Origin of the sequence: Nocardia sp. NPDC057455, from assembly GCF_042802775.1 — a bacterium.
Taxonomy (GTDB): domain Bacteria; phylum Actinomycetota; class Actinomycetes; order Mycobacteriales; family Mycobacteriaceae; genus Nocardia.
The window spans coordinates 54,647-79,317 of the sequence record NZ_JBHVDM010000023.1 but is presented as its reverse complement, the minus strand read 5'-3'; the positions used below and the strand labels follow the sequence as shown (position 1 = coordinate 79,317).

Sequence of the window (24,671 nt, the reverse complement as noted above, 5' to 3'; positions counted from 1 at the left end):
ATGCATTCATCCGTCATCGATGTCGGCGGTGAGGTCGACGGCGAGCAGCACAGTAGCGGGATCCGCTCCCTGTGCGGTGGCTCGGTGACAACCTCGACGGTCACGGCGTCCATGGTGAGGACCTTGGTCGGCTCGCCCCGTCACCCGAATGCTCACGCAATACCCGCTCCGCCCGCATGCGCGTCTCGGCATCGGGTGGGGTGTAGATGGGCAGCCCGGTACGCGCCTCGACCGGTCCGGTGAGATCGTCGTGGGCGTCCGCTCCGGCACGCCCCTGCTCCCCCAGCGCGTCATCCGCTGGCCGGCTGCCGATGAAACCTCCAGGCCGGGTGCTTCGTGGCTCGTCGGCTGCTTCGGCTTCCCATCCGAGATAGAAACGACTCATGAACTCCGCGGCGATATCGCTCGAGGCGTCCAGCCCGGCGAGTAGGCGCAGCGCGTATTCCGGGCTGATGGCGGATTCTCCTCGGGGGTTTTCCGCGCGCTCCTTCTGACTCAAACCGGTCAGGCCGACACCTGCGCGCGCGGCCAGCTCGGCGCGTGACATTCCCCTACTCGTGCGAGCGGCGATGATCCAGTCCTTGGGATGGCGCAACCGGTCGGACCGGGGATCGGGAAGCGCGACGTCTGCGTCCGGGAAGTACGCTCGCAGCACTGCCTCGGCGACCTCGTCGGGAACACCCAGACCGTCCAACAAACGCACCGCCATATCCCGCGTGATCGTCACGCCACGCTCCAGCGAGCCGATATATGTCGCCGAACTCGGCACACCTATGCGAGTGGCCAATTGCGCCTGAGTCAGTCCGCGAGCCAGACGGGCGGCCTTCAACCAACGCCGGAACGGCTCGGCGCCGTTCGGTGTGGGCCACACCGCCGATGGAGCCGACCCGGCGGGTGCAGCGGCGGCGGACTCCTCGGTCGGCAACCGCTTCGGGACCGCGCCCGCGCCCCGCTGCGCCCGCCGACCTTCGTCCGGACCCGACGGCGGCAATGCGGCCGGATCTGCCGACGGCGCCGATTTCTCCTGGGGCGCCAAGGCCGGTGGCTCCGAATCGGAGGAGTCCTCCGGGCGGCTGCCGATGTACCCGCCAAAGTGCCCGAGCGAGAACTCCACGACGCGGGGCGGCGCGGTTACCACATGTGATTCCGCTGTACCGGCCGTGAACAGCTCGGCGGTTTGTCCCTCGCCGCCGACAACATCGTGTGCGTCAGTGTCCGAGGACCGCGACCACGGCGTCGTCCCCGGTGTCTGCTCCGATGCCGGCCTCCGAGCGAACTCACCCGGCTCCGGTGGTCTGGCCCCGATGAATCCGCCCGGCCTGGTCGTGCCCTCGCCTGGCGCGGATTCGTCGCGCGGCACCGATGGAGTCGGCGGCTGATCCGGCTCTGCCCTCGCCTTGCTCCACGGCGTCACCCGATTCTGCTCGCCTGCACTGACATCGGTGGGTTCACGATGGTCGAACGCGCCGCGCAATCGGACGACCGCATCGGCGAGGACATCCGCCGCGGTAGCGGCAGGCAACCCCAGCCGTTCGGCGGTGCGAGCCAAGGACTTGCCCTCGACCAGGTGCAGCATGACCAGCCGCTCCGCGGTGGCGGGGTCGGCCATGTCGGCCAGTGCGGAGCGGACCGTTTCGGTGAAATCGGTGTCGGAGAACCCTGCGGGAACCGGATCGGCTACGTCCCGGTGCGGTGACCCGTTGTTTCCGCCGATCGGCGTACCGAGCCGTAGAACGGGGCGAGCCAGGATCTCCCGAGCCAGCGCGACATCGGGCACCGTCAATCCCGCCTGCCGCGCGATCTCGGCGTCCTCGAGCGCCGCGCCCGCGGAATCCATCCTGCGGATCTGCGCTTCCACGGTGCTGACGAGCTTCTGTGTGCGGTTGTCGAGATCGGGGAATCGAAGCGCGAGACGGTATCGGAACACCGCAGCGCGGCAACTGGCCCACGCATGAGCAGCGAACGACGCGGACGGTATGTGGTTGGCGATCGCGCTCAGCATCCCGATCCAGGCAGCCTGCACCGCCTCGTCGCGAATATCCGGGGCTTCGCGACGCGCCACTGCCTTCGGCACCCAGGCAAATCGCTCGGAAATCTCGTTCTGGGCCGCTCTTTCTTCAGGTGAACCGACCCGAGTAACCGTATACCGTTGGAACAGTTCTTCTTCGTCTCGATAGCCGGATCGCTCGTATCGATCCGCATAGAACCGCTCGACGATCTCCAGCAATAACTCGCCACCGACGCTGTGCGCTCGACACAGTTGCCGCAGTCTGCGCAGCCGGGGAAGATAGCGATCGTTCTCGATATCGGAGAGAGACCTGCGAGGTATCTGCATTCGTCGAGCGAGTTCCGTAGTCGACATTTCCTCGTCGAAACGGAGCGCCGCAATCCAACGTCCCAGCGATCTGTGTGCGGCGGGATCGATATCGGCGGTGATATCCGAGTAGAAGTCCCGAACCGCCTGAATCAGCGGGCCACCCGAGACTCCCAGCCCGCGGCAGATTCGCCGAAACGTGCCGTACCGCGGTCGGCGGTTCTCGGTCTCCACCTGCGCCAAATATTTTGTGGACAGGCCGGTCACACGGGCGAGTTCGGCGCGGCTCATGTCCCGGTCGTGGCGCAGCGCGGTGATCCACCTGCCGAGGTCTTGTGCCGGCGGCTCGAGGTCGAGATCGGTGTACGGATAGAAATGCCCGGCTGCCACCCGCAGCAGTTCGTCGTCGATCCTCAATACCTCGCAGATTCGTCGGAAGACCGCGAACCTCGGCACATAATTCCCGGTCTCGATGTGACCGAGATGACCCCAGCCGGGTCCTATCGCTTTCGCCAGGTCGGTCCTGGTCATGTCCCGGTCGTGCCGCAGCGCCACGATCCAGCTGCCGGGTGACGCGGGATCATGGGTGTCCGGCGTGAGATCGAGTTCGAGATCCGGATAGAAATGGTGTGTGGCCGTGCCGAGCAGTTCCGGCGCGACTTCCAACGCCCGACAGATCCGCCGGAAGATGATCGAAGTCGGAGTGTATTCCCCGCCTTCGATTCCGGCGAGGTAGCCCGCCGACGTGCCTGCCGTTCGTGCCACCTCGGCCTGGGTTACATCCCGGTCGTGCCGCAGCGCCACGATCCAGCGGCCGGGTGACGCGGGATCGTGCGCGTTCGGATCGAGATCGAGCACGAGATCCGGATAGAGGTCACGCGTAGCCTCTGCCAGCGCTTGCTGTCCCACCTCCAATGTTCGAGCGATTCGGAAGAAAAGGTTCGGTGGCGGGCGATCACCGTTCTCGATCTCCCCGATCCGTGTCGGCGACACTCCCACCGCGCGGGCGAGATCCGCCTTGGTCATGCCTCGGGCATTGCGATGCCCGGCGATCCAGCCACCCGGCGAATCATGCGCGGCAGCATCCGTTTCGAGCTCGACATCCGGATAGAACCGCCGAGTGGCCTCGGTCAGCGCCGAACCTCCGACTCCGAGCACGCGGCAGATCTGCTGAAAAGTGCCGAGCGACGTCCGGCGCCCGTTCTCGATATTCGACAGTGCGGCATTGGTCAAGCCCGCCGCTCGCGCGACGTCCTTCTGCTTCATCCCCTGTTCGAGCCGCAACGCCTTGAGCCACGCGCCCCGCGAGGCGTCCAACGACGGATCAGGTTGCTCCCGAGGACGGCTGCCGATGAATCCGGCCGGACGGCCCTCCTCGCCCGTCCTCCGTGCGTCCGGTCGATCCGCCGCGTCCGATTGGCCACCCCTGCGCACACCGCGATCGAGCACTCCGGTGAACCACTCGACGAAATCCGACTGCCGTCTCGACATGGCCTGCAGATCGATGTCGTGCGGCAGGCGCAACGGCAGGCCGAAGGCGAAAGTGAATACCGTCGCCGCGAACGTCCGGATCGTCGCATCGCTGCCCCGTGTCATCAGCGGCGCCTGGAACAGCAGGTAGACCGCGTTGGCCAAACGCCTCAGCACCTCGCCGGACAGCTCCGGCGAACGTTGGTCGAGCGCCGCGGCCAGTTCGGCCAAGGCGGCATCGAAGATCGTCCGCTGATCATCGGCCCGCGCGGTCTCGATCGCGAACCGGCCACGCTCCAGCGCGCACAGGACGTTCCCGTCGACACGGGCGCCACCAGGCAGCTCCACGATGTTCTGCAACACCGTGCTACCCGACGCCTCGGCGTCCATCCGGCTTCTGACGATTCGGCCGATCGCGAGCGTGGTCCAGAACGCCGGTGTCCCGACGCCGCCGTGCCACTTCCCGGTCCACGGATCGCGGCGAACCCCGGCACGCAGACCCGGCATGTGACCCACCATGTCCATATTGGGTGCGTCGTCGCCCAGCCTGGTGCGGAAGTAGTCGGGATGACTTTCCCCGTGTTCCCCCACCACGCTCGGGTCCCGCCCGACGGCCCAGACCTGCCGCAGGTAGCGCTGTTGCGATATCCAGAAATACAGCTCCGCCAGCACCCTGCGACGCACCGCCGGAGTCACCTTCGGATCCCACCGGCTGACAAGCTTTCCCAATCCGCGATTGGCCACGTACGCCTGCCAGAGCGAGAACACCCGCAAGGCCGCGTTCCTGCCCGGATCGTTGCTCCTCATCCGCAGTCCCGGCACCGGGAAATGCTCGCCACGAAGCGGTCCCCGCCCGGCCCGCACCGCCTCGTTGAGTGCGCGTACATCGCTGGTGAACCCCGTCGGCCACGAATCGAGCGGCTCAGGCGTGCGCTCCGGCGGTCTGCTGCCGATGAATCCGTGGTTACCCGTGTCCGGCCGGCTCCCGAGTCGATTCCGCTGCGCCGGGGAACCGACGTCGAGGTCCGGGGTGATCCGAGGTGGCTGACCGGTGGTGACGTACTCGTGGATCGCCCACTGGGGTGTGCCGACCGCCGCGCCGTGGATGTCCGTCTCGGCGAACCCGACGGCAAGGGCCTCGTGTGCACGGAGCTGCGCCTTGGTTTCGTCGGCGAAGGCGTACACGGGCAGTCGCGCGAGCCAGGTCTGCTCGGATTCTCGGATCAGGCCCAGTTCGTGGAGCCGGGACCAGGTCTCGTCCAGCACTTGTCGCAGGCGCGGCGACAGGAGTTCCACGGCATCGATCGCGTGGACGAATTCGTGGACGGCATCGTGATGGAACGGACGGTCCCCGATCGGATTGAAACCGCGTTCCCGCATCTCGATACCGCGTTCGACCGTCCACGCCGGCCTGCTCGCATTGCGCAGGCTGAACTGTATTCCCACGGTTCGGAATGTCGATTCGGAGTCGCGCTGGGCGAAGGATGCGGCCCCGGCCATCTCGTTGCCCAGGTAATCGATCCACAATCCTCGGATATTGGTACGGCCCGGGAACCTGGTGAGCATCTCGTCCAGGGTGCCGAGGATCTCCTCGACGACGTGGGCGGGAACATCCGGATGGTCGAATCCCACGATCGTGATGTGCGGGTAGTCGAGGACGAACGCCTCCACCAGCCGCGCCTTGGCCCGCGCTTCGACGTCGAGCCCGGCGCGATGCGATATCTCGCCCGGCGTACGCACGGCGCGCCACTCGACCTCCGCCAGCGCGTCCATGTACCGGCCATGGATCTGATGCAGCGCGGGCTTGTACTGATTGGGTATCGGAAGATCCGAAATCCACGATTGCAGGTACGCCACCCGTTCCCGAATGGCCGAGAGCTCCGACCTCGGCATGCCGTGGTGCTGCCACACCTCACGGTCATCGATCTGCCGAACGAACATCGCGGCGAACACACCGGCGGGCGTCGCGTCGATCGCGGACGGCGCGCGACCACCCCGCACCTCGTTGTCCGGGCCGACACTCCAGTCTCGTGCGGCGCGGTTCGTCCTGGTCACCGCGTCGAAGAGGCCGAGCCGCCCGGCCGAGCGCGAGTCGAGAATCCCGCGGACCGGTGCTTGCAGGCTGTCGCCCGGCTGCCCGGGAGTGATCTCCCGATAGACGGTGTCGTCCTCCAGGATGAGGCAGGTACGCCCGACCGGGGCGTCCATGATCGCGGCGACCTTCCGCTGCAACACCTGCTCGAGAGCGGCGACCGGGTCGGCGTACGTCTCCGCGAACACACGCGTGCCGTTGCCGAAGGTCACCGCCTCGACCCGCACCCCCGGCGCCTCCTCGACCAGCGAACGTTCCGCTGTTCCGGACGACCTGCCTGCGAGCACGAGGTCCTGGAAGTCGGGACCGGCGGACACGACGTCATCGGACCCGCTCTCTTCCGGTGGCCGGCTGCCGATATAGCCGTCGATCCGGTCCGACCCGGTGGGCCGGTGTCCGGCAGCGTCGCTGTCGGCGGTCGTCGTCGCGCTGATGTCGGGAAGAAGCGATCGGACCGCAGCGGTCACCGCCGGTGTGAATTCGGGCAGGGTCGCGATCCGCTCGGACTCGCTGCCGACAGGAACGACGTGTCGACCCGACTGCGGCACGGCCTCGGGACCCCGCTGGATTTCGGGGGTAGGCATGGCCGCGCGGATGCTGTCCGGAGGCTGATCGTCACGTGGTGTGCGATGGCCTGCCAGCCCGAACTGGTCCCGTCGAAGTGGTGGAGCACGACTCGACCACAGTGATGGCGAGGACGAGCCGGGGCCTCGGTCGGACACAACCGGACGCTGTGTCGTGGACAGGCGGGCGACGGGTTGGCCCATACTGTCGAATTCGATTGCGAAGACGTCCCGGTCGGCCTCGTCGAGCTGGTCGATGAACGGTTGCTGTTCGCGCTGCCATTGCTCGAACGGGACGGCTTTGTGCAGCAGCGCGCGGGGTTCGGCCAGATCGGCGGGGCTGATCGGAGCTTCTCCTGCGGCGGCCGCGATGTCCAGGACCACCAGGTTCGGGGCATCCGCCCGGTCACTGTCGTTGACCAGCAGCACCAGGTGGCTTTCGACTTGCCCCTTGTTCATCCACCTGTAGACCAGCGCCTGGCTACCCCCGGGCCGCTCTTCCAGCGCTGCGGCGGCCTTGTTCAGCGACCCGAATGCCCGGAAGGCACCGCCGAAGGCCCGCTCCGTGTCTTCGGCGTCGTGACCGCGCAATGGCTGGTCGTCCGGCATGTGGTAGGCGTGCTCGTTGTCTGGGTACAGCACCCGCATCATCGTCACTCCGTTGTTGACGCAGCTCTTCGGGCTGCGCTGGTGGATGGCGACGGTGAGATCGAGCAGGGCGCTGACGGCCAGGTAAGTCGAGGCGGCCAGCACGAGGAGTTCGGTGGACGGGTCGTCGGCAGTTTCGGTGGGGGCGAGCAGGCGGCCGACCGTTTCGGCGAGCACGTCGCGGGCGGTGGCGGCGTTCACCTCGCCGACCGGAACGTCCAGTAGGGCCGCCAGCTCTTCACGGGCCGTGCCGAGGGCGGCACCGACCTGGCGCACACCCTCCGCGGCAGCGACCTGCGCGGGGTCCCAGCCGAGTTCGGCTGCCAGCCGATTGCGCTGCGGCGTCAGATGATTGAGCACTTGCTCGTCGGAGAGGGCGTTCGACTGCAACACCGCCGCGGGCGGGGCGTGGTCGAGGTGCTGGTTCAGCGCTTCCACGGCAGCGGAGGAGACGCCTGCGCGTTCCAGCAGCCGGCTCAACGGGTCGTCGTCATCGTCGGTGTCGAACGCGGCGGCGGCCGCCTGCACCGATACGGGGATCCCCAACCACCCGGCCAGTCGGGCGAACCGGTCCCCCCGCAGGTGCGGTTGGACGGCGTCGGGCCCGAAGTGCACGGTCTCCGCAGCGGCACGGTCCACATCCGACCCGGCGTGGCCGGTGTCCGACCTGGTTCGGCCTGCGTCTGCCCCGGCCTGGCCGAGAGCCGCGGCCGGATGGGCAATGCCCGGTCCGGCATCGAGGAACCCCAGAGCACTGGCGGTCTGGGGCGAAGTCGCCGAGGGAGCAGTGGGAACCCCCGCGGTCGGGGGCCCGTGGGCCTGATCGGCGCGGCGCATCGCACGCTCCAGATACGTGCGATCGGCCGCGTCGTTCTGCAGGGGGGAGGTCAAGCTGCGCATCTCCCGCTCGGCCGCGGCGACATCGGCCGCGGTGGCCGCCATCTTCGCGCGCGCCGCCTGCACGACCTCTGTGGGTTGTGCCGCATCCTTATCGCCCGCTTGACGGGCGGCTTCGGTGTATTCCGCGGAGGCCTCGGCGTGCTCGGCCACCGCGGCCCGATAGTGGGTGACCGCTACCCGCGCACCGTGCTGCTGCGCCTCGCTGTAGAGGCGGTCGGACGCGGCGACGTTGAAACAGAAGCTGCCGTTGCGGCCGTTGCGGCCCGCGCGCGCCGACCACTGATGGTCCTCGTCCGGATTGGTCGGCGAACGCCCCAGCATGTGCGCGTGCACCCCGCCGAGCCGATCGACCTCGTCGCTGATCGACACGTCGAAACCTCGGCCGAGCATCCCCGTGCCGACGGTCACCGTGCCTCGGGCGCCCGCGGTGTCCTTGACCGACAGCAGGTGTTCCTCGGCGGCGTTGTTGTCACGGTGCTCGGCGAACCACCGGGCGTCGATCGCATGGTGTTCCACGTCCGCCTTGGTCAGCATCAGCGAGAAGTTCCGAGCCAGATCGTTGAACGGGCAGATCACCAGCACCGGCCGACCCTCGGCCTGCAACTGCCGCACCCGGTCCACCGCGTCCCGCAATTTCTCCGGCTGCGTGAGGAATATCCGATCCTCCTCCCCCACCAGTTTCGACCGGCCGAAGTCCTCCACCTTCGCCAAACCGCCCTGGACCGGGAAATTTTCCTTGATCTCCGCCGCGGTCCGCTCCAGCGTGCCCGACATCAGATGCAGATGTTCGTATCCACCGAAGACGTCTTCCACGGTGACCTGTTTCGATCCCGTACCGTCGGAATACACCGGGGCATCGAACATTGCCTCCACCATTTTGTGGCGGCCTCCGAACCACCGGCTCTCGGTGCCGATCTTCGGGTCGCTCCGCGGCTTCCCGTACTCGTCGAGAATCTGTACCTTCTTCTCGGAATCCGTTCCGAAGATCTGGAAGTCCCGATTCAGTTTCAACCGGCCCGCCTTGACATCCAGGAAAGCGCGGGCCATCTCGGTCTCCTCGGCGGTGAATTTCCGCCCCGCGTATCTTTCCCACAACCGGCTCACCGTGGCGAGGGACTGCTCGGGTTGCTCGCGCAGCGACCGCGCCGTCAGCGTCCTGGCCGCTGCGAACTCTTCCGCCGACAGCGCCCGCACGGCCCCGGCCTCGTCCGCCGTCAACGGCCCCTCGTGGAATGCCTCTTCGAGATGCACCGACAGGTCTTTCGCCGCCGTGATTCTGCTCCGCAAGACCGCTTTCAGGAAGTCACGCACCCGGTACACCCCGGCGGCCTCGACCTCCGAGGCCTGCTCCCGCTGCCCCTCCGACTGGTAGTGCACCGTCTGGTTGTGCACCAGCACGGCGTCCGCCTCATCGATGGTCGCGGTCTTCCCCGGCGGCGGCCGGTCGAACAACTCGGCGGTCGCGCGCTCGTCGTAGGTCATGTAGTACACGGTCGGGCGTTCCGCGTCTCCCGGCGGATTGTGCGGATCCCAGCGTGCGACCTCGTACCCGAGACTGCGCAGCATCGGCGCGAATTCCCGGACCCCCTCGTTGGCCAGCACCTCGGTCGTGGTGATCACATGATGCACCCGCACCGGCTTGCCGCTCGCCGTCTCCACCGGCTCGCCACGCGACAACTGCCGCAACGTATCCAGCGCACCGACCATGGACTTGCCCTGCCCCGTGCCCATTTGACGCATGAACCCGTGCTCGCCGAGCAGGAACGCCTTGACCTGATTCCACCGCGGCGTCTTCCCGGTCCCCTCGCGCATCGCGTCGATGTACCGCAGCAGCGACTCCACCCGATCGCCCTGCTCCATCGTGTTTCTACGCTGCTCCCACGACTCACCGGCCAGCTCCTCGTGCCGTAGCCGATACAGCGCCAGCGCCTTCTTCGCCGCGGCTTTGAATTGCGCCTGCTGCTCCGCGGTGAGGTCCTGCTTCGTCGCCGGATCCGCCGACGGCAGCATCGCCAGCTCCTGTGCCAGCTCCGCCGCCGGGTGGTCGGGTCCGGCGTGCACGGGCGGGCGAGCGTCGGTGGGCAGCGCATCCTCGGAGTGCGCCACAGCAGGCCGCTCGAGCGTTGGCGGTGCGTCCGCCGGCTTCGGTGCCGTAACCCGGGCGGGGCCCTCGCCACCCGCGCCATGGCGGGCGGGCGCATTGCCCGCCTCCACCGGCGGATCGACCTTCGCCGGCCCCTGCCCCGGCCGCGCTATCGCCGACTCGGGCCCAGCGCCGTCGCCGACCGGAGCCCGGGCGCTACGGTTACCACCGGCCGCATGCGCGTCCGCCTCGGCGTGATCTGCCGATTGCCGCGGTTGCGAACCGGAGTGGTCGCCGTCCGCGGCCGACAGGACCGCGCCGGCGGCCGCGCCCCCGGCCTCCGCACCACCAACACCGTGACCACCGGCCTCCGCATTGCCGCCATCGCCGCCGTGCCCACCGCCACCGGCTTGCCCACTGTCTGCCGGCGCATCGCCGCCGCTACCGTCCTGCCCACCGTCGCCGGTCTGCGCATTGCCGTCGCCATCGTGCACCGCGCCGCCATCATGCGCACCATCGCCAGGCGCATCACCGGCGCGCGCAGGAGCGCCGGTCTGGGCAGCGCCATTACCGCCCGGCGCATCCCCACCGGCCTGCGCACCGCCACCGGAGGGCTCATCGCTACCGGCGGGAAGGTCTACCTCGGACTCTCGATCGCCGGCATGGTCTGCCGCTGCCCGGTCACCTCCCTGCCCGGCCGAGGGCTCACCCGGCTGCCCGTCCACGCTCGCCGGACGGTTCGCATGTTCGTCCGGGACCGAAGCCGGTTCCCCCGATCCCGAATCGGTGAAGTGCCGCGCCGGGTCTCCCGACTCGTCCGGCTCATGCTGTCCATCACCCGTTGCGCCCGGCGGAGCCGATGAAACCGGGATATCTCCTGGCTGCGATGCTCCGGCATCCATAGCGTGGCCGGGCGCGGCCGAATTCGCGGGCTGCGCGTCGGCGCCGCCGTTGCTGTCCACCGGAACGGGCATCAGCGATTTCGTACCCTGAGGAGCCCCCGCCAGCCGCATCACGGCATCCTTGCTGAGACTCACCGTGGAAGGATCGGGAGGGATGTAGGCCCCGCTGCCGTCGACCACTTCCCCGATGGGTGAGCCCCCGAGATCCGGGTGGGCGCGACCGTGGACATCCACGACTCCGGCGAATCCGCCACTGAGCAGCGACGCCAGGACGTCTTCGAAGTGTTCCGGCCAGCCCGTGATCAACGCGGCCGCCCCCAGACCGGACACCGCGCCCGCGACACCCTGCACAAGTCCGAGCGCCGAGCGGCTGGTCTCCAGCCGGGGAAGGATCTTGGGCGCGAGCACGCCCGCGGCGATGCCGCCTACCGCGCCCCCGGCGCCCGAAACCGCTGCGGCTTCGATCGACAGCAGATCGATGCCCCTCGGGTTCTCCCCGTTCGGCCCCTTGACAGTCGGGTTCCGGTCGCCGGACGCGACCTGCATCAACTGTGCCCCGAGATCCACACTCGCGGGCAGCGCGGCCGCCGTGCCGACCGTGATGGCGAACCGGTACGGTCCCAATGCCGAGAGCCGGGTCGCTGTGTTCGCCGCGCTCACCTTGTAGGCCTGCTCCAAGCCCGCGCGCATCAGCGCGACCTTGCCTCGGCCCTCGATCAGCATCGACTCCACCACCGGAGCCGCCGCGAGCTCTCCGGCCGGACCGGCCGCGGCGGCCGCCGACAGCGTCGCGATGATGCGCCAGGCCAGCTCGACGCCGAACGCGAACATCACGCACAGCGTCTTCTCCGCATCGTTGGCGGCCGCGTGCGCTTGATCGGCCAGGGCCAGCGCTTCCTCCCGCAGCCTGGCCGCTCCCTCGTGGTGCAGATGCAACATCTCGCGCACTCGGTCGCCCAACGCGCCGAGCGAATCCTCCTGCGCCAGTATTTCTTTCGCGTCCTCCGCGTGATCGTTCATGGCGGCGGCCTTGGCTCGTAGTTCCGCGGCCATCCACCGCATCCCGGACACATCGGCACGCGGTAGGTCTCCCCCGAAGACCACCAGTTCGATCGGGCCCCGCACCACGGTGGGCAGACCCTCGAACAACATGCGCAGCTCCACGACCGGGTTCAGCGACCACGAACCGTCCGCCGGCACCGCCTACCCCCGCCGCGACGTCGCGTCGACCAGCACCGCGTGGAGTGCTCGCGCCTGGGGGCTCGCCTTCTCGCCGTGCAGCACGACATCGGCGAACGCGACGCCGAGGGCGCGGCTCACGTCGAACCCGCCTGCGTCCGCGGCGGCCCCGGTCAACTCGGCACGCCAGTGCCGGTAACCGCTGACCGTCTCGCCGAGTGTGGCGTCGGGTTCCGCCTCCAGACGCAGATACTCCGCGATCAGGACGCGCTGCGCCTGCCTGCGTGCGATTCCGTCCCCGGCGAAGTCGAGTGCCCGGCCGAATTCACAAAGCGTCGCCAGATAGATTTCCAGGTCCGCCGACTCGGCGCCGGACTCCGCCGATCCGGTCGCTCGCCTCGACTCCTGCGCGGTCCGCAGGTCGAGCGTGATCGACCGACCGCCCATGCTCCGCTCATCGCGCGGATCGAGACTCCACAACACCGGCCCCGATTCGGCGTCGAGTTCTGCCACCGCGACGACATCGAGAGCGATCACCGGGTAGTCGGTGAGCACCCGGTCTACAGCGCCCACGAACTCTCGCACGATCGGCACCTGCAGACCGGGGGTATCGAATCCGGCCACTCGCAAATCGTGATGCTCGGCCAGCGTCCGCGCCAGCCAGCCGACCACGGGATCGGTCACCGGGGGCGCGCCCGAGCGACGCCGATCGCGCCCGCGCGGCGATTCGTCGGCGCGATTCCGCGTCCGCGGCGGAGATCCGAACCGAGGTCCTTGTGGTCTCGGCTGGGCGCCCGCGGGTGGCCCGGCTGTTCTGGGCGGCTGCCCGGACCACGCGCTCGGTGGTCTCGGCTGGGCCCCACCGGGTGGTGCTGCCGTCCTGGGCGGCTGCCCGGACCATGGGGTGTCTCGTCGCCCAGCACCGCCAGGTGGGCCGGCCTCTGTCTGTTTCCCCACTGGGGCACGGGGTGCATTCCGGGTGGCATCCGGAGGGATCACCGAGGAGGCCGGAGGGCGGCGACCGGAGTCTTCGGCAGGCTTGCCGGAGTTGCCTCTGCCCGGTCCGCCTACACCGGAATCCCCTTGCGGACCCGACGGATCCCGCTGCGGACCGCCTTCCGGCGTGGAGCGTCCCGTTGACGCGTCCGGTGTCCGCGACTCGCCGGGGCTGGAGCGTTCGGTGGGGTCGGCCCGGTCCGTGGGATAGGCCGGGGCCGCTGCTGCCGGAAGGGGCGCGGCGGGATCGGACGCCACGGGTCGCTGTACGCCCGCGGGCGAGGACGTGCCCGCGCTGCCGTCCTGCCACAACTGCGCCGGCCCGCCGATCGGGTCCAGCTCGTCGGCGGCAGTGCCGACCCGGCCGGCCGCGAACCGGTCCTGTACTTCGAATTGGCCTGCGGCGTCCGCTATTCCGGCGGCCGTGCTGTGCAGGCTCTCCTCCATCGCCCGCAGGTTGACCAGCAACTGGTCGGCATGCGGTTTGAATTCCCTGGCGAACGCGACACCCAGGTCGTCGTCACCCCAACTGCCTTCGGCGTGGGCAAGGGAATCGCGCAGTCCCGCGTAGGTTTGCCCCACGCGGTCCCCTAGTTCGGCCAGCCGAGCGCCCTGATTTCGCAGGCGGTCCGGATCCAACCGAACTTCACCGTTCACGTCGCGTCCCCCCTACCGGTCAGGCTCGGCCGTTGCCGCGCAACCGGAACCGTCGCTCGAAACCGGTGACGAACACCGACAACGGCTCCGCCGTCGTCGAGCGCTCCACAACGCCATCGTCGGCGACATAGAAAACCGCACGGTCCAGAGCAATCTTGCCGTCCAGCACCGGCGAACGTACCAACCAGCCCACACTGATGCGATCGGCCCGCAACGTCGCCAGCGGGTATCCCGCAGCGTCATAACCCTGTCGCCGGATGTGATCGCGGACGAGGTCGAGCGCATCGGCTTCGCCGATCCCCGCGGCGTGGTTCGCGTCCAGATCGGCGAGCACGAACTGGAACATCGCACCATCGATGTCGGTGCCGTCACCGTCACCGAAGACCTGCACGATCGCCTCGCGAGTCACCGCACCGGCCTGCGCGGCCGATACCAACAGTTCGGCCCTGCCCGATACACCACCCGACCGGTCGTCCAGCAGGTTGCCGACGACACCCGCGACGGTGCCGACCGTCCACACCGCGGGCAGCGCCGGCGCGCACTCCGGGATCGGCGCGGACTCACCCCGGTACCACCGACCGGCCTCCCACCAGTAACAAAACGAGAGCAAACCGGTTGCCGTCCGTGGATTGAGCACCGGGTCCGCCACCCAATCCGGCGCTCCCGCAAACAGTTCCGGCATCGCCGCACCCTTGTTGTACGCGGCGTCCAGGACCGGCGCATCCCACACACCACCCGAGAGCACGGCCCGGTCACCCGGCAGGAGCGTCAACGTCGAACCGCTGCGTCCCGCGCCTTCGAAGATGCCCACCGAGGGACCGATCCGCGGCCCCTGCCCCGACCCGACCGCGACGAAGGCTGCCGCCAGCACGGCCCACCGGGCCCACAACACGGCCAGCTCCGGCAACTCGTCATCCACGGGCACCGCCCGCAAACCCGCACGCTGGTCCGCGCGCATCGCGTCGGCGGCCGCGCGCGGCGGCCGCGTCCGCCGTTCGCCGCGCCGGAGGTAGGCCGCCAGCCACACCGGCAGCCGATCCCGCGGATAGTGTTCCAAGTCGGCGAGATAGGCCTCCGGTGCGAACAATTGCTCGCCGGGAAACGGCACCGCGCCGTGATCGGCAGCGGCCTCGACGCCGTCCGCGTCGATGCGCACCAGCAGCCGCCACCACGGCCCGCCGTCGGTACCTGCCGACACCCGCCGATGCCGACGCACCGCAGACCACACCGCATCCGGTGCCGGGCACCGGAACGACCGGATACCGTCGTCGACCACCAGCAGCGCCGATTCGGCGACCACGGTCATCGCGAACCACGCCTCCAGCCGCTGCCACCCGGGCGGGGCCACCTCACGCAACCCCTGCGCGATTCGATCGGCCAATGCGGCGAGATCCTCATCCCAGGCCTGCGTCACGGCACTCTCCGTGTCCCGGAAACGACGAACGCGCCGAAGCTCGGGAGGCGCCAACGCGCGACCTCGACCGCGAGCAGTTCACGAGCAGTCCCCAGTCCCCACCAATCGCCTGGATCGGTTCGTCGTCAGGATCGGAAATATCCCAGGCTGAAGATTGCGCACTTCGCGCCCGGGCGCAATGCCGGGATTTACCAGCCATGGCAAGCCCACCGGTTGTGATCCCACAGTCGATCCCCGAACATCCGGCCGCTATTCCGGGCCTCGATCTCTCGCCGACAACCGACGCAAGAGAATCGATCGAGCACCTCACCACTCGGTGGTTCACCGCGCCGCTCGGTTGCGTCACCCGATACGCAGGAGCCGTTCGGCCCCTGCTGTGAGATTTTCCCCTGGCCACCGCAATTGCCGGTGGACCCGCACAGGTGGCACGATCCGAACCACGCTTGCGATCCTGATAGCAGGAAGCGAGTGGGCCCTGCCGGAATCGACAAGGCCCACTGGTCGGCGCAGTCGATCAGTTATTGCGTCGGCGCCGGCCCGCATTCCTTGCCCATCAGGTCGGGAAGGTGAGCCCATCCGGACGAGCAGCTCACGATCTCGCCGCCGTTCACCGAGAACGGCTGCGTGATCTCTCCGCTCATGGGTGCACCGTTCGACGGCGTGCACTCCAGAGCGGTCACCCGGCCTTCCCACACCGGCGAATGCGACGAACAGTTGTAGCTCCACATCTCCTGCGCGGAGGCGGTCGGCGGGCAGAACAACAGGGCCGCCGCGGCGGCGAGGAACGGGGGAAGACCCAGACGAACGAGGCGAGTGGCTTTCATATGACGATCTCCTTGTCCTGGTTCCGTGCGGTCTGAATCGGTAACCACCCGGACGGGCCGTCCGAGCGGTAGCGAGCAGAAACTGCGTGGTTGCTCAGGAGAGAACGTGCACACTGCGGGGAGAACGTTACGTGGCGGTGGCGAGGCCGGGCGCGGAATGCCGATTGCTGTGATCATCCGGATACGACGGCCGCTCGCAGACGCCTCGAGCGAGGTCTTTCCAACTCTACGTGCGGGTAACACCAGCACGCTGTGTAGATATCTGGGATAAAGGTGCACACTACGCGAGACCGAGGAATCGCAAGCCGTGCCCGACCGGGCCAACGCTGAGAGGAAGGAACCGGCGAGTGTTCAGCCGCATAGCCATCGTGAACCGGGGAGAGGCCGCCATGCGCCTCATCCACGCCGTCCGAGATCTGGCTGCGGAGACCGCGCTGCCGATCGAAACCGTCGCACTGCACACCGACGTCGACCGCACGGCGACGTTCGTGCGGGAAGCCGACATCGCCTACGACCTCGGTCCGGCGTCCGAACGCCCGTACCTGGACCTGAAGGCGCTCGAGCGTGCGCTGGTAGCGACCGGCGCCGACGCCGCCTGGGTCGGCTGGGGCTTCGTCGCGGAGGATCCGGCGTTCGCGGAGCTGTGCGAACAGATCGGTGTCACCTTCATCGGTCCCAGCCCGGACGCCATGCGCAAGCTCGGCGACAAGATCGGCGCGAAGTTGATCGCCGAGGAGGTCGGCGTGCCGGTCGCGCCGTGGAGCCGCGGTCCGGTCGAGACGGTGGACGCCGCCTTGGCGTCCGCGGCCGAGATCGGCTACCCCTTGATGCTGAAGGCGACCGCGGGCGGCGGCGGGCGCGGTATCCGGGTGATCACCGGTGAGGCCGAACTCGTCGATGCCTACGAGCGCACCCGCCAGGAAGCCGCTCGGGCATTCGGTAGTGGCGTGGTCTTCCTGGAGCGGCTGGTCACCGGCGCCCGGCACGTCGAGGTCCAGGTGATCGCCGACGGCCAGGGGACCGCGTGGGCGCTGGGTGTCCGCGACTGCTCGATACAGCGGCGCAACCAGAAGATCATCGAGGAGTCGGCGTCGCCGGTGCTGAGCCCCGAGCAGACGGCCGAACTCAAGGCCTCGGCCGAGCGGCTGGCCATCGCGGTGGGCTATCGCGGGGCGGCGACCGTCGAGTTCCTCTACCACCCCGGTGACAAGCTGTTCGCATTCCTCGAGGTCAACACCCGCCTGCAGGTCGAGCACCCGATCACCGAATACACCACCGGTTTCGACCTCGTCCGGGCGCAACTGCTCGTTGCCTCCGGAGGAAGGCTCGAGGGCGAACCCCCGGCCGAGCGCGGGCACGCCATCGAGGCCCGGCTCAACGCCGAAGACCCCGACCGCGACTTCGCCCCTGCCCCGGGCCGCATCGCGCGCCTCGACCTGCCGGCCGGACCGGGCATTCGCGTCGACACCGGCGTCAGCGAGGGCGACACGATTCCCGCCGACTTCGACTCGATGATCGCCAAGATCATCGCCTACGGCCGTGACCGTGACGAAGCGCTGGGCAGGCTGCGCCGGGCGGTGGCGCAGACCAGGGTGGTCATCGAGGGCGGCGCGACGAACAAGAGCTTCGTGCTCGACCTGCTCAACCAGCCCGAGGTGATCGACGCCAGTGCCGACACCGGCTGGATCGACCGCGTCCGCGGCGAGGGCCGCCTCGTCTCGCATCGCCACTCGGCCGTCGCGCTTGCGGCCGCCGCCATCGATGCCTACGAGGAGGAAGAGCGGGTCGAGCGGCATCGGTTGCTGTCCACGGCGTCCGGCGGACGTCCTCAGGTACAGCACGAGAGCGGCAGGCCGCTCGACCTGAAGCTGCGCGGCGCCGGCTACCGCGTGCGCGTCGCGCGCATCGGTGCCCATCGGTTCCGGATCGGAATCGAAGCCGGCGGCGATATCCACACGGCCGACGTCGATCTCGAGCGCTTCGATCGGCACACCGGACAGATCGTGGTCAACGGCGCCCGCTACCGCATGACCACCGGCACCCATGGGCCGATCCACCTGATCGACGTAGACGGTGTGACGCATCGGATCAGCCGCGACGAAGGCGGTGTCGTCCGCTCGCCCGCGCCCGCGCTGGTCGTCGCTACGCCGCTGGCGGTCGGCGCCGAGGTCGAGGCGGGCGCGCCGGTGCTGGTGCTGGAGAGCATGAAGATGGAAACGGTGCTGCGCGCGCCGTTCCGCGCTCGGCTGAAGGAGTGCGGTGTCTCCGTCGGCACCCAGGTGGAGACCGGTGCGCCGCTGCTGCGACTGGAGCCGCTCGCCGAGGAGGACGAGGCCGAGGACACCGCGGCGACCGAGTCCGTCGAACTGGACCTGCCCGGCGAGCCCGCGCAGGTCGAGCCGCACGAGCGCACTGTCCGCGGTCAGCAGGACCTGCGCAGTCTGCTGCTCGGCTTCGACGTCGACCCACACGACGACCGCCGGGTGCTCGACGGCTACCTCACCGCGCGCCGGGCTGCCATCGCGGACAACCGCAGGCCGCTGGCCGAGGAACTCGAGCTCGTGCAAGTGTTCGCCGACCTCGTCGAACTGACCCACAACCGGCCGTGGGACGAGGACAGCGGCCAGGGCCATGTGCACAGCGCCCGCGAGTACTTCCATACCTATCTGCAGAGCCTCGACGTCGAACGGGCCGGGCTGCCCGAGTCGTATCAGGCCAAGCTCGCCAACGCGCTCGGGCACTACGGGATCACCGATCTGGAGCGTTCCCCCGACCTGGAAGCCGCGGTCTTCCGGATCTTCCTCGCCCAGCAACGCCCGTCCGACACCGTCGCGGTCATGACCACGCTGCTGCGCGAGTGGCTGCGGGAGCCGGTCCCGGACCGGGCGCTGCGTGAGCCTGTCGGTCTCGTGCTGGAGCGGCTCGTAGCCACGACGCAGGTGCGCTTCCCGGTGATCGCCGACCTCACCCGCGGCCTGGTGTTCGCCTGGTACGGCCAACCGTTGCTGCGGCGCAACCGCGCCCGTGTGTACACCAACGTCCGCAGGCATTTGCGCCACCTGGACGCACACCCGGACTCCCCCGATCGCGCCGAGCGCATCTCCGACATGGTGCGCAGCACGGAACCGCTGGTGCGACTGCTCGGCCAGCGACTGGAGCGCGGCTACCCCGACCACACCGTCATGCTCGAGGTGCTGACCCGCCGGTATTACGGCAACAAGGGACTCACCGATGTTCGCACCCACGAGGTGGGTGGCTGCACATTCGTGCTCGCCGAGCGAGCAGGCTCGAGCCTGGTGTCCACCGCGGTGAGCTTCGACGCGCTCGACACCGCGCTGCACGGGCTCACCGAACTGGCCGCGAGTGCCGCGTCCATCGACGCCGACATCTACCTCAGCTGGGAGAATCAGTCCGGCGACTTCGACGCGATGGCGGCGGCGCTGCACGAGGCCATCGGCAGGCACCAGTGGCCGAACCAGGTGCACCGCATCACCGCCACGGTCGCGGGCAGCGGCGGCGCGGTGATGCACCACCACTTCACCTTCCGCCCTTCGGCCACCGGCATGGCCGAGGAGCGGCTGATCCGCGGTCTGCACCCCTACATCGCGCAGCGGATGCAGATGGAGCGGTTGCGCAAGTTCGACCTCACCAGGTTGCCGTCCTCGGACGACGAGGTCTACCTGTTCCGGTGTGTCGCCAAGGAGAACCCGGCCGACGATCGCCTCATCGCGTTCGCGCAGGTGCGCGACCTCGCGGCGCTGCGCGAGCACGACGGCAGGCTGCTCGCGCTGCCCACGGCCGAGAGCACCATCGCCACCTGTGTCGATTCGATCCGTCGGGCACAGTCGCAGCGACCGTCGGCGAAACGCTTCAACACCAACCGCATCGTGATGTACATCTGGCCGCCGATCGACGTCACCCGTGCCGAGTTGCAGACGATCGGCGGCCACGTGCTGCCGACCGCCGCGGGCGCCGGGCTGGAGGAGATCCTGCTCATCGCGCGGCAGCGGGATCCGGAGACCGGCGAGCTGACCAAGATCGCCGTCCGAATCTCCCTCGGCGCCACCGGCGGCACCGAGGTGACCGTCGGCGAACCCTCCGACGATCCGGTCGAACCACTGGACGAATACCGGCAGAAAGTGCTGCGGGCGAGTAGCCGCAACACCGTGTACCCCTACGAACTGACCGGTCTGCTCGGTGATTTCGCCGAGTACGACCTCGATGCCGACCATGTGCTGGTCCCGGTCGACCGCCCCAAGGGGCGCAACACGGCGGCGATCGTCGCGGGCGTGGTCACCACGCCGACCGAACGGCATCCGGAGGGCGTCGCGCGGGTGGTGCTGCTCGGAGACCCGACGAAGTCGCTGGGCGCGCTGTCGGAACCGGAGTGCCGCCGCGTGATCGCCGCACTGGACCTCGCCGAACGGATGCAAGTGCCGTTGGAGTGGTACGCACTGTCCTCCGGCGCCCGGATCTCGATGCGGTCCGGCACGGAGAACATGGACTGGGTGGCGGCGGCGCTCAAGCGCATCGTCGAATTCACCCAGGACGGCGGCGAGATCAACATCGTGGTCGCCGGCATCAACGTCGGTGCGCAGCCGTACTGGAACGCCGAGGCGACGATGCTCATGCACACCAAGGGCATCCTGGTGATGACGCCGGACTCCGCGATGGTGCTCACCGGCAAGCAGGCGCTCGACTTCTCCGGCGGCGTGTCGGCCGAGGACAACTTCGGCATCGGCGGCTACGACCGGGTGATGGGCCCCAACGGGCAGGCGCAGTACTGGGCGCCGAACCTGACCGCCGCGCGGGACGTGCTGATGTCGCACTACGACCACACCTACGTCGCGCCCGGCGAGCAGGCGCCGCGGCGAACGCGAACCAGCGACCCCATCGATCGCGATGTCTCCGACTTCCCGCACGTCGCGGCGGACAGCGACTTCACGACGGTCGGCGAGATCTTCTCCGCCGCCAAGAACCGGGACCGCAAGAAGCCGTTCGACATCCGGACCGTCATGCGGGCGCTGTCCGATCAGGATCACCCGGTGCTGGAGCGCTGGGCGGGCATGGCCGACGCCGAGACCGCGGTAGTGCAGGACGCGCATCTCGGCGGGATCCCGGTGTGCCTGCTGGGCATCGAGTCGCGGGGTGTGCCGCGACGCGGCTTCCCGTCCACCGACGGCCCGGACACCTACACCGCGGGCACGCTGTTCCCACGGTCGTCGAAGAAGGCCGCGCGGGCGATCAACGCGGCCAGTGGCAATCGGCCGCTGGTCGTCCTGGCCAACCTGTCCGGCTTCGACGGCTCGCCGGAGTCGATGCGGAAGCTGCAGCTCGAGTACGGTGCCGAGATCGGGCGCGCGATCGTGAACTTCCGCGGCCCCATCGTGTTCTGCGTGATCTCCCGGTATCACGGCGGCGCGTTCGTGGTGTTCTCGAAGGCGCTGAATCCGAACATGACCGTGCTCGCACTGGAGGGCTCGTTCGCCTCGGTGCTCGGCGGAGCCCCGGCCGCCGCGGCGGTGTTCGCCGGTGAGGTCGATACCCGCACCGCGGCCGATCCGCGGGTGCGGGACCTGGAAACGCGCGCCGCGAACGCATCCGGCACCGAGCGCGCGTCCCTGGCCGCGGAACTCGACGAGACCCGGTCGTCTGTCCGGACGGAGAAGCTCGCCGATGTGGCCGCGGAATTCGACCGCGTGCACGATATCCGGCGCGCTGTCGAGGTCGGTTCGGTCGACGCCGTCATCCGCGCCGCCGAACTGCGCCCGCGCATCATCGAGGCGATCGAGGCACACCTGGCCGGGTGATCCGGCCGCCGTGGTCCGTCGCGTCCGGCGAGTCCCCACCTCGAGCGGTGGCGACCCGCCGGACGCGCGGTCGGCGGGTACGATCCGAGCGGTCATGGTGTGTAGGACCCGACCCACCGAATTCTTGAAAGGCACCTGGACCCGCGACAAAGCGGACCCTTGTCCCGAGACCAGCCGCGCCGACGTCGAAATGCGGCGGGTCAGCTCGGTCGGCGGACGGCCCGCTGTCGCCGGCATCACTGCCGACCAGCAGCCCCGTCACCTTCGGTTCCAGAGCTCGTCGTAGCGTGCGTACCTAACCGATGTCGACTACTCGGGCCCATGCGGGCGGCGCGTCCGGAATGTAATCGGGATCCTGTTCGCGCCACGAAGCAGCGTGCCGGCGACGGAACAAGCCCACCACTGTCCGGCACGATGGCCGTCTGCTCGGCCAGGGTGTCTGGCCGTCGGTCAGAATCACGAGGACATCGGGGCGGGGGTGCGCTCGTAGCGCTTTGGCGATCCCCGTGCGCAGGTCCGTGCCGCCACCACCCACCAGCGGTATCCGCTCGGCACGGCACAGCGGGTGCACGATCCTGGCCGCCGCGTCGCACGGCAGCACAGTGACCAGGTCGCGGCGGCCGCCCACGGCACGGGCGATGGCGGCCACTTCGAGAAGCGCGCTGCCCAGTTCGGTGTCACTGACCGACCCCGAGGTGTCGATAAGCACCGAGACCCGAGGTGGCGTTCGCCGCAGACTCGGCAGCACTACGCCGGGCACCCCGGCCGAGCGCCGCGCCGGCCGGCCATAGGTGTAATCCTCGCCCGCACCGGCGCCGCAGACCGCTGAGCGAATGGCCGCTCCCAGTAGATCGCGCCATGGCTGGGGCGGGTGGAACGCCTCCGCCGCCCAGCGCTGCCATCCTTTGGACACGTTCCCCGGACGGCCGACGATGCCCTGTGCCACCTGGAACCGGACGGCGTCTCGTTCCTGTTCGCTGAGGCCGTCCGCACCATCCGGTCCCAACTCCCACTCGCGTTCCAATCCGTCCGCGCCGCTGCCGCAGTCGAGCCAGGCTATGCCCTGCGTAGTCGGTCCGAGCCGGAACTTGCGCAGATAGTCCTCCATGAGCTCCCCTTCGGGCAACCCCAACGACGCGGGCATGACAGCATCGCAGGGCTCGGCCAGCCCGTCGCCGAACGCGTCGTCGTTGATCTCGCAGTCTGCGGCAATGTTCATCCGCAGTCGTTCCGCCGGGCCGGTCAGGTCGTGCTGCCGGGCGAATCGGTCACTGCGACCGTGATGGTCGCGCAGCAGATGCGACACCTCGTGCACCCACACCGAGGCCAGGTCCTCCACCGAAGTTCCGTCCACGAAGGCCGGCGAAACGTAGCATCGCCAGTGCCGGTCCACACCCATCGTCGGTACTCGTCGCGACTCGACGACGCACAAGGCGAACAGAGCGGTCGCCAGATAGGGCCGGACCCTGGCGGCATGCAATCGGGCGGCGAAGAGCTTGTCGCGGTCCAGCGCCCCTGGCGCGTTCGCGGTCATCGGCCTGCCTTCGCGGCGACACGGTCGGCTGCCCGCTCCGCTTGCCGGGACACCGAGACCACTCCGGCGAGTTCCTCGATCACCGCAGGCACGTCCCAGTCGTCCCGGCGCAGCGCGGCGAGAGTGGTTGCGGGAACGACGATCAGATCCGGGGCTCCGGTTTCCGAAGCCTTCACCAACAGCGCCCATGCCGCATCCCAGCGGGACTTCTCCGGGCGTTTGCGGACTGCCGCCACAACGCCGTCGAGGACGGCCTGGCGCAGATCCCCGCGCTCGGGCAGCGCGGCGCCCGCCGGATCGGCGAGCAACACCTCCGGGTCCGGAAGGTCCATCCGATCCAGGCCGGCCAGCAGTTCGAAGCCCGGCCCATCCCCCACAGTGCCCCGGACCAGCAGGGAAAGCACTTCCCGGGATGAACCGGCCGCGGTGGCAAAGGCGATCAGCCGCAATGTCATCTCCCAGCTTCGAGGCGACGGCCAGGGACCACCTCGGCGCGTTTCGGTGCTGGGTAGTTGATGCACGAGAGCAGGACGTGCCGCGAGGAGCACACACACCGCGCGGCGCGCGAAAACGACGGCTTCGCTCAACTTCTCCGAGGCCAGCCGCGGCAGTGTCGCGTGGGGCCAGGTCCCGCCGAGTCCGCGTACGACGACATCGTGATCATGAGTCCATTGCAGATGCACGAATCGGTTGGCCAGCGGCGGGCTCAGCTCCCAGCCATCGGCCGCCGAGGATCGCGGGTTGGCCGCGGCCACGATCCGGACACCGGGCGGCAGTTGGACGGTGCCGATCCGCCGCTCCAGGACCAGACGGAGCAGGGCGGCTTGCACAGCGGGCGGGGCAGTGGACAGCTCGTCCAGGAACAGCAGTCCGCGGCCGGCCCGTACGAGGCGTACGGCCCAGTCCGGCGGAGCCATCGGAACCCCGTGTTCCGCGGGATCGTCTCCGATGATGGGCAGGCCCGAGAAGTCCGAGGGCTCATGCACACTCGCGATGACCGTGGTCAGCGGAAGGTCCAGGTCGGCGGCGAGCTGGGTGAGGGCGGCGGTCTTCCCGATCCCCGGTTCGCCCCACAGGAGAACCGGCAGGTCGGCTGCCACGGCCAGCGCCAGGGCCTCCAGTTGGGTGTCGGAGCGTGGTTCGGTGGTTACCTCGCACAGCAGAGTCAGCAACTCGTCGGCGACGTCGAGTTGGGAGCGGCGGGCTGGATCGGTGGATGTGCGGACAGCAGCGAGCATGTGTGATCACCTCTAGGGTCGGCGGAGTCGAGTGGATGTGGGCGAAG

General features: G+C 68.9%; 7 protein-coding genes. 1 reads left to right on the top strand and 6 read right to left on the bottom strand.

Features of this window, described 5'->3' with window-relative positions:
- Positions 1-100: 100 nt before the first annotated feature.
- The 4 genes from ACFU5M_RS12440 to ACFU5M_RS12425 all read right to left on the bottom strand — a co-directional run bounded on the left by ACFU5M_RS12440 (position 101) and on the right by ACFU5M_RS12425 (position 16,042).
- Positions 101-12,124 carry a helix-turn-helix domain-containing protein gene (locus tag ACFU5M_RS12440; RefSeq protein ID WP_379048199.1) on the bottom strand — a complete coding sequence of 4,008 codons (12,024 nt, stop codon included), beginning with the start codon at positions 12,122-12,124 and terminating at the stop codon, positions 101-103.
- A 51-nt stretch (positions 12,125-12,175) separates the two neighbouring features.
- Entirely contained in the window at positions 12,176-13,804 is a 1,629-nt protein-coding gene (locus ACFU5M_RS12435; protein ID WP_379048196.1) for a hypothetical protein, read from the bottom strand.
- 19 nt (positions 13,805-13,823) lie between these two features.
- On the bottom strand, positions 13,824-15,218 hold the full coding sequence (locus tag ACFU5M_RS12430) for a hypothetical protein (RefSeq protein WP_379048193.1): 1,395 nt from the start codon (positions 15,216-15,218) through the stop codon (positions 13,824-13,826).
- 518 nt (positions 15,219-15,736) lie between these two features.
- A complete protein-coding gene (locus ACFU5M_RS12425) occupies positions 15,737-16,042 on the bottom strand; it encodes a hypothetical protein (protein ID WP_379048190.1) in 306 nt (101 codons plus the stop codon).
- 347 nt (positions 16,043-16,389) lie between these two features.
- Here ACFU5M_RS12425 and ACFU5M_RS12420 point away from each other — a divergent pair, with 347 nt between their 5' ends.
- Entirely contained in the window at positions 16,390-21,852 is a 5,463-nt protein-coding gene (locus ACFU5M_RS12420; RefSeq protein ID WP_379048187.1) for a carboxyl transferase domain-containing protein, read from the top strand.
- Positions 21,853-22,147: 295 nt separating this feature from the next.
- Here ACFU5M_RS12420 and ACFU5M_RS12415 read toward each other — a convergent pair whose 3' ends face one another.
- Together ACFU5M_RS12415 and ACFU5M_RS12410 are read right to left on the bottom strand one after the other, a co-directional pair.
- Positions 22,148-23,386, bottom strand: a complete 1,239-nt coding sequence (locus ACFU5M_RS12415) for a VWA-like domain-containing protein (RefSeq protein ID WP_379048184.1) — start codon at positions 23,384-23,386, stop codon at positions 22,148-22,150.
- A complete protein-coding gene (locus ACFU5M_RS12410) occupies positions 23,383-24,624 on the bottom strand; it encodes an AAA family ATPase (protein ID WP_379048181.1) in 1,242 nt (413 codons plus the stop codon). The genes ACFU5M_RS12415 and ACFU5M_RS12410 overlap by 4 nt, the downstream gene beginning before the upstream one ends.
- Positions 24,625-24,671 lie beyond the last annotated feature (47 nt).

What these genes read in the sequence shown, in the direction of transcription:
- ACFU5M_RS12410 (WP_379048181.1), bottom strand. Translation starts at nt 24,624, where the DNA reads ATGCTCGCTGCTGTCCGCACATCCACCGATCCAGCCCGCCGCTCCCAA.
- ACFU5M_RS12440 (WP_379048199.1), bottom strand. Translation starts at nt 12,124, where the DNA reads ATGTTGTTCGAGGGTCTGCCCACCGTGGTGCGGGGCCCGATCGAACTG.
- ACFU5M_RS12415 (WP_379048184.1), bottom strand. Translation starts at nt 23,386, where the DNA reads ATGACCGCGAACGCGCCAGGGGCGCTGGACCGCGACAAGCTCTTCGCC.
- ACFU5M_RS12425 (WP_379048190.1), bottom strand. Translation starts at nt 16,042, where the DNA reads ATGAAAGCCACTCGCCTCGTTCGTCTGGGTCTTCCCCCGTTCCTCGCC.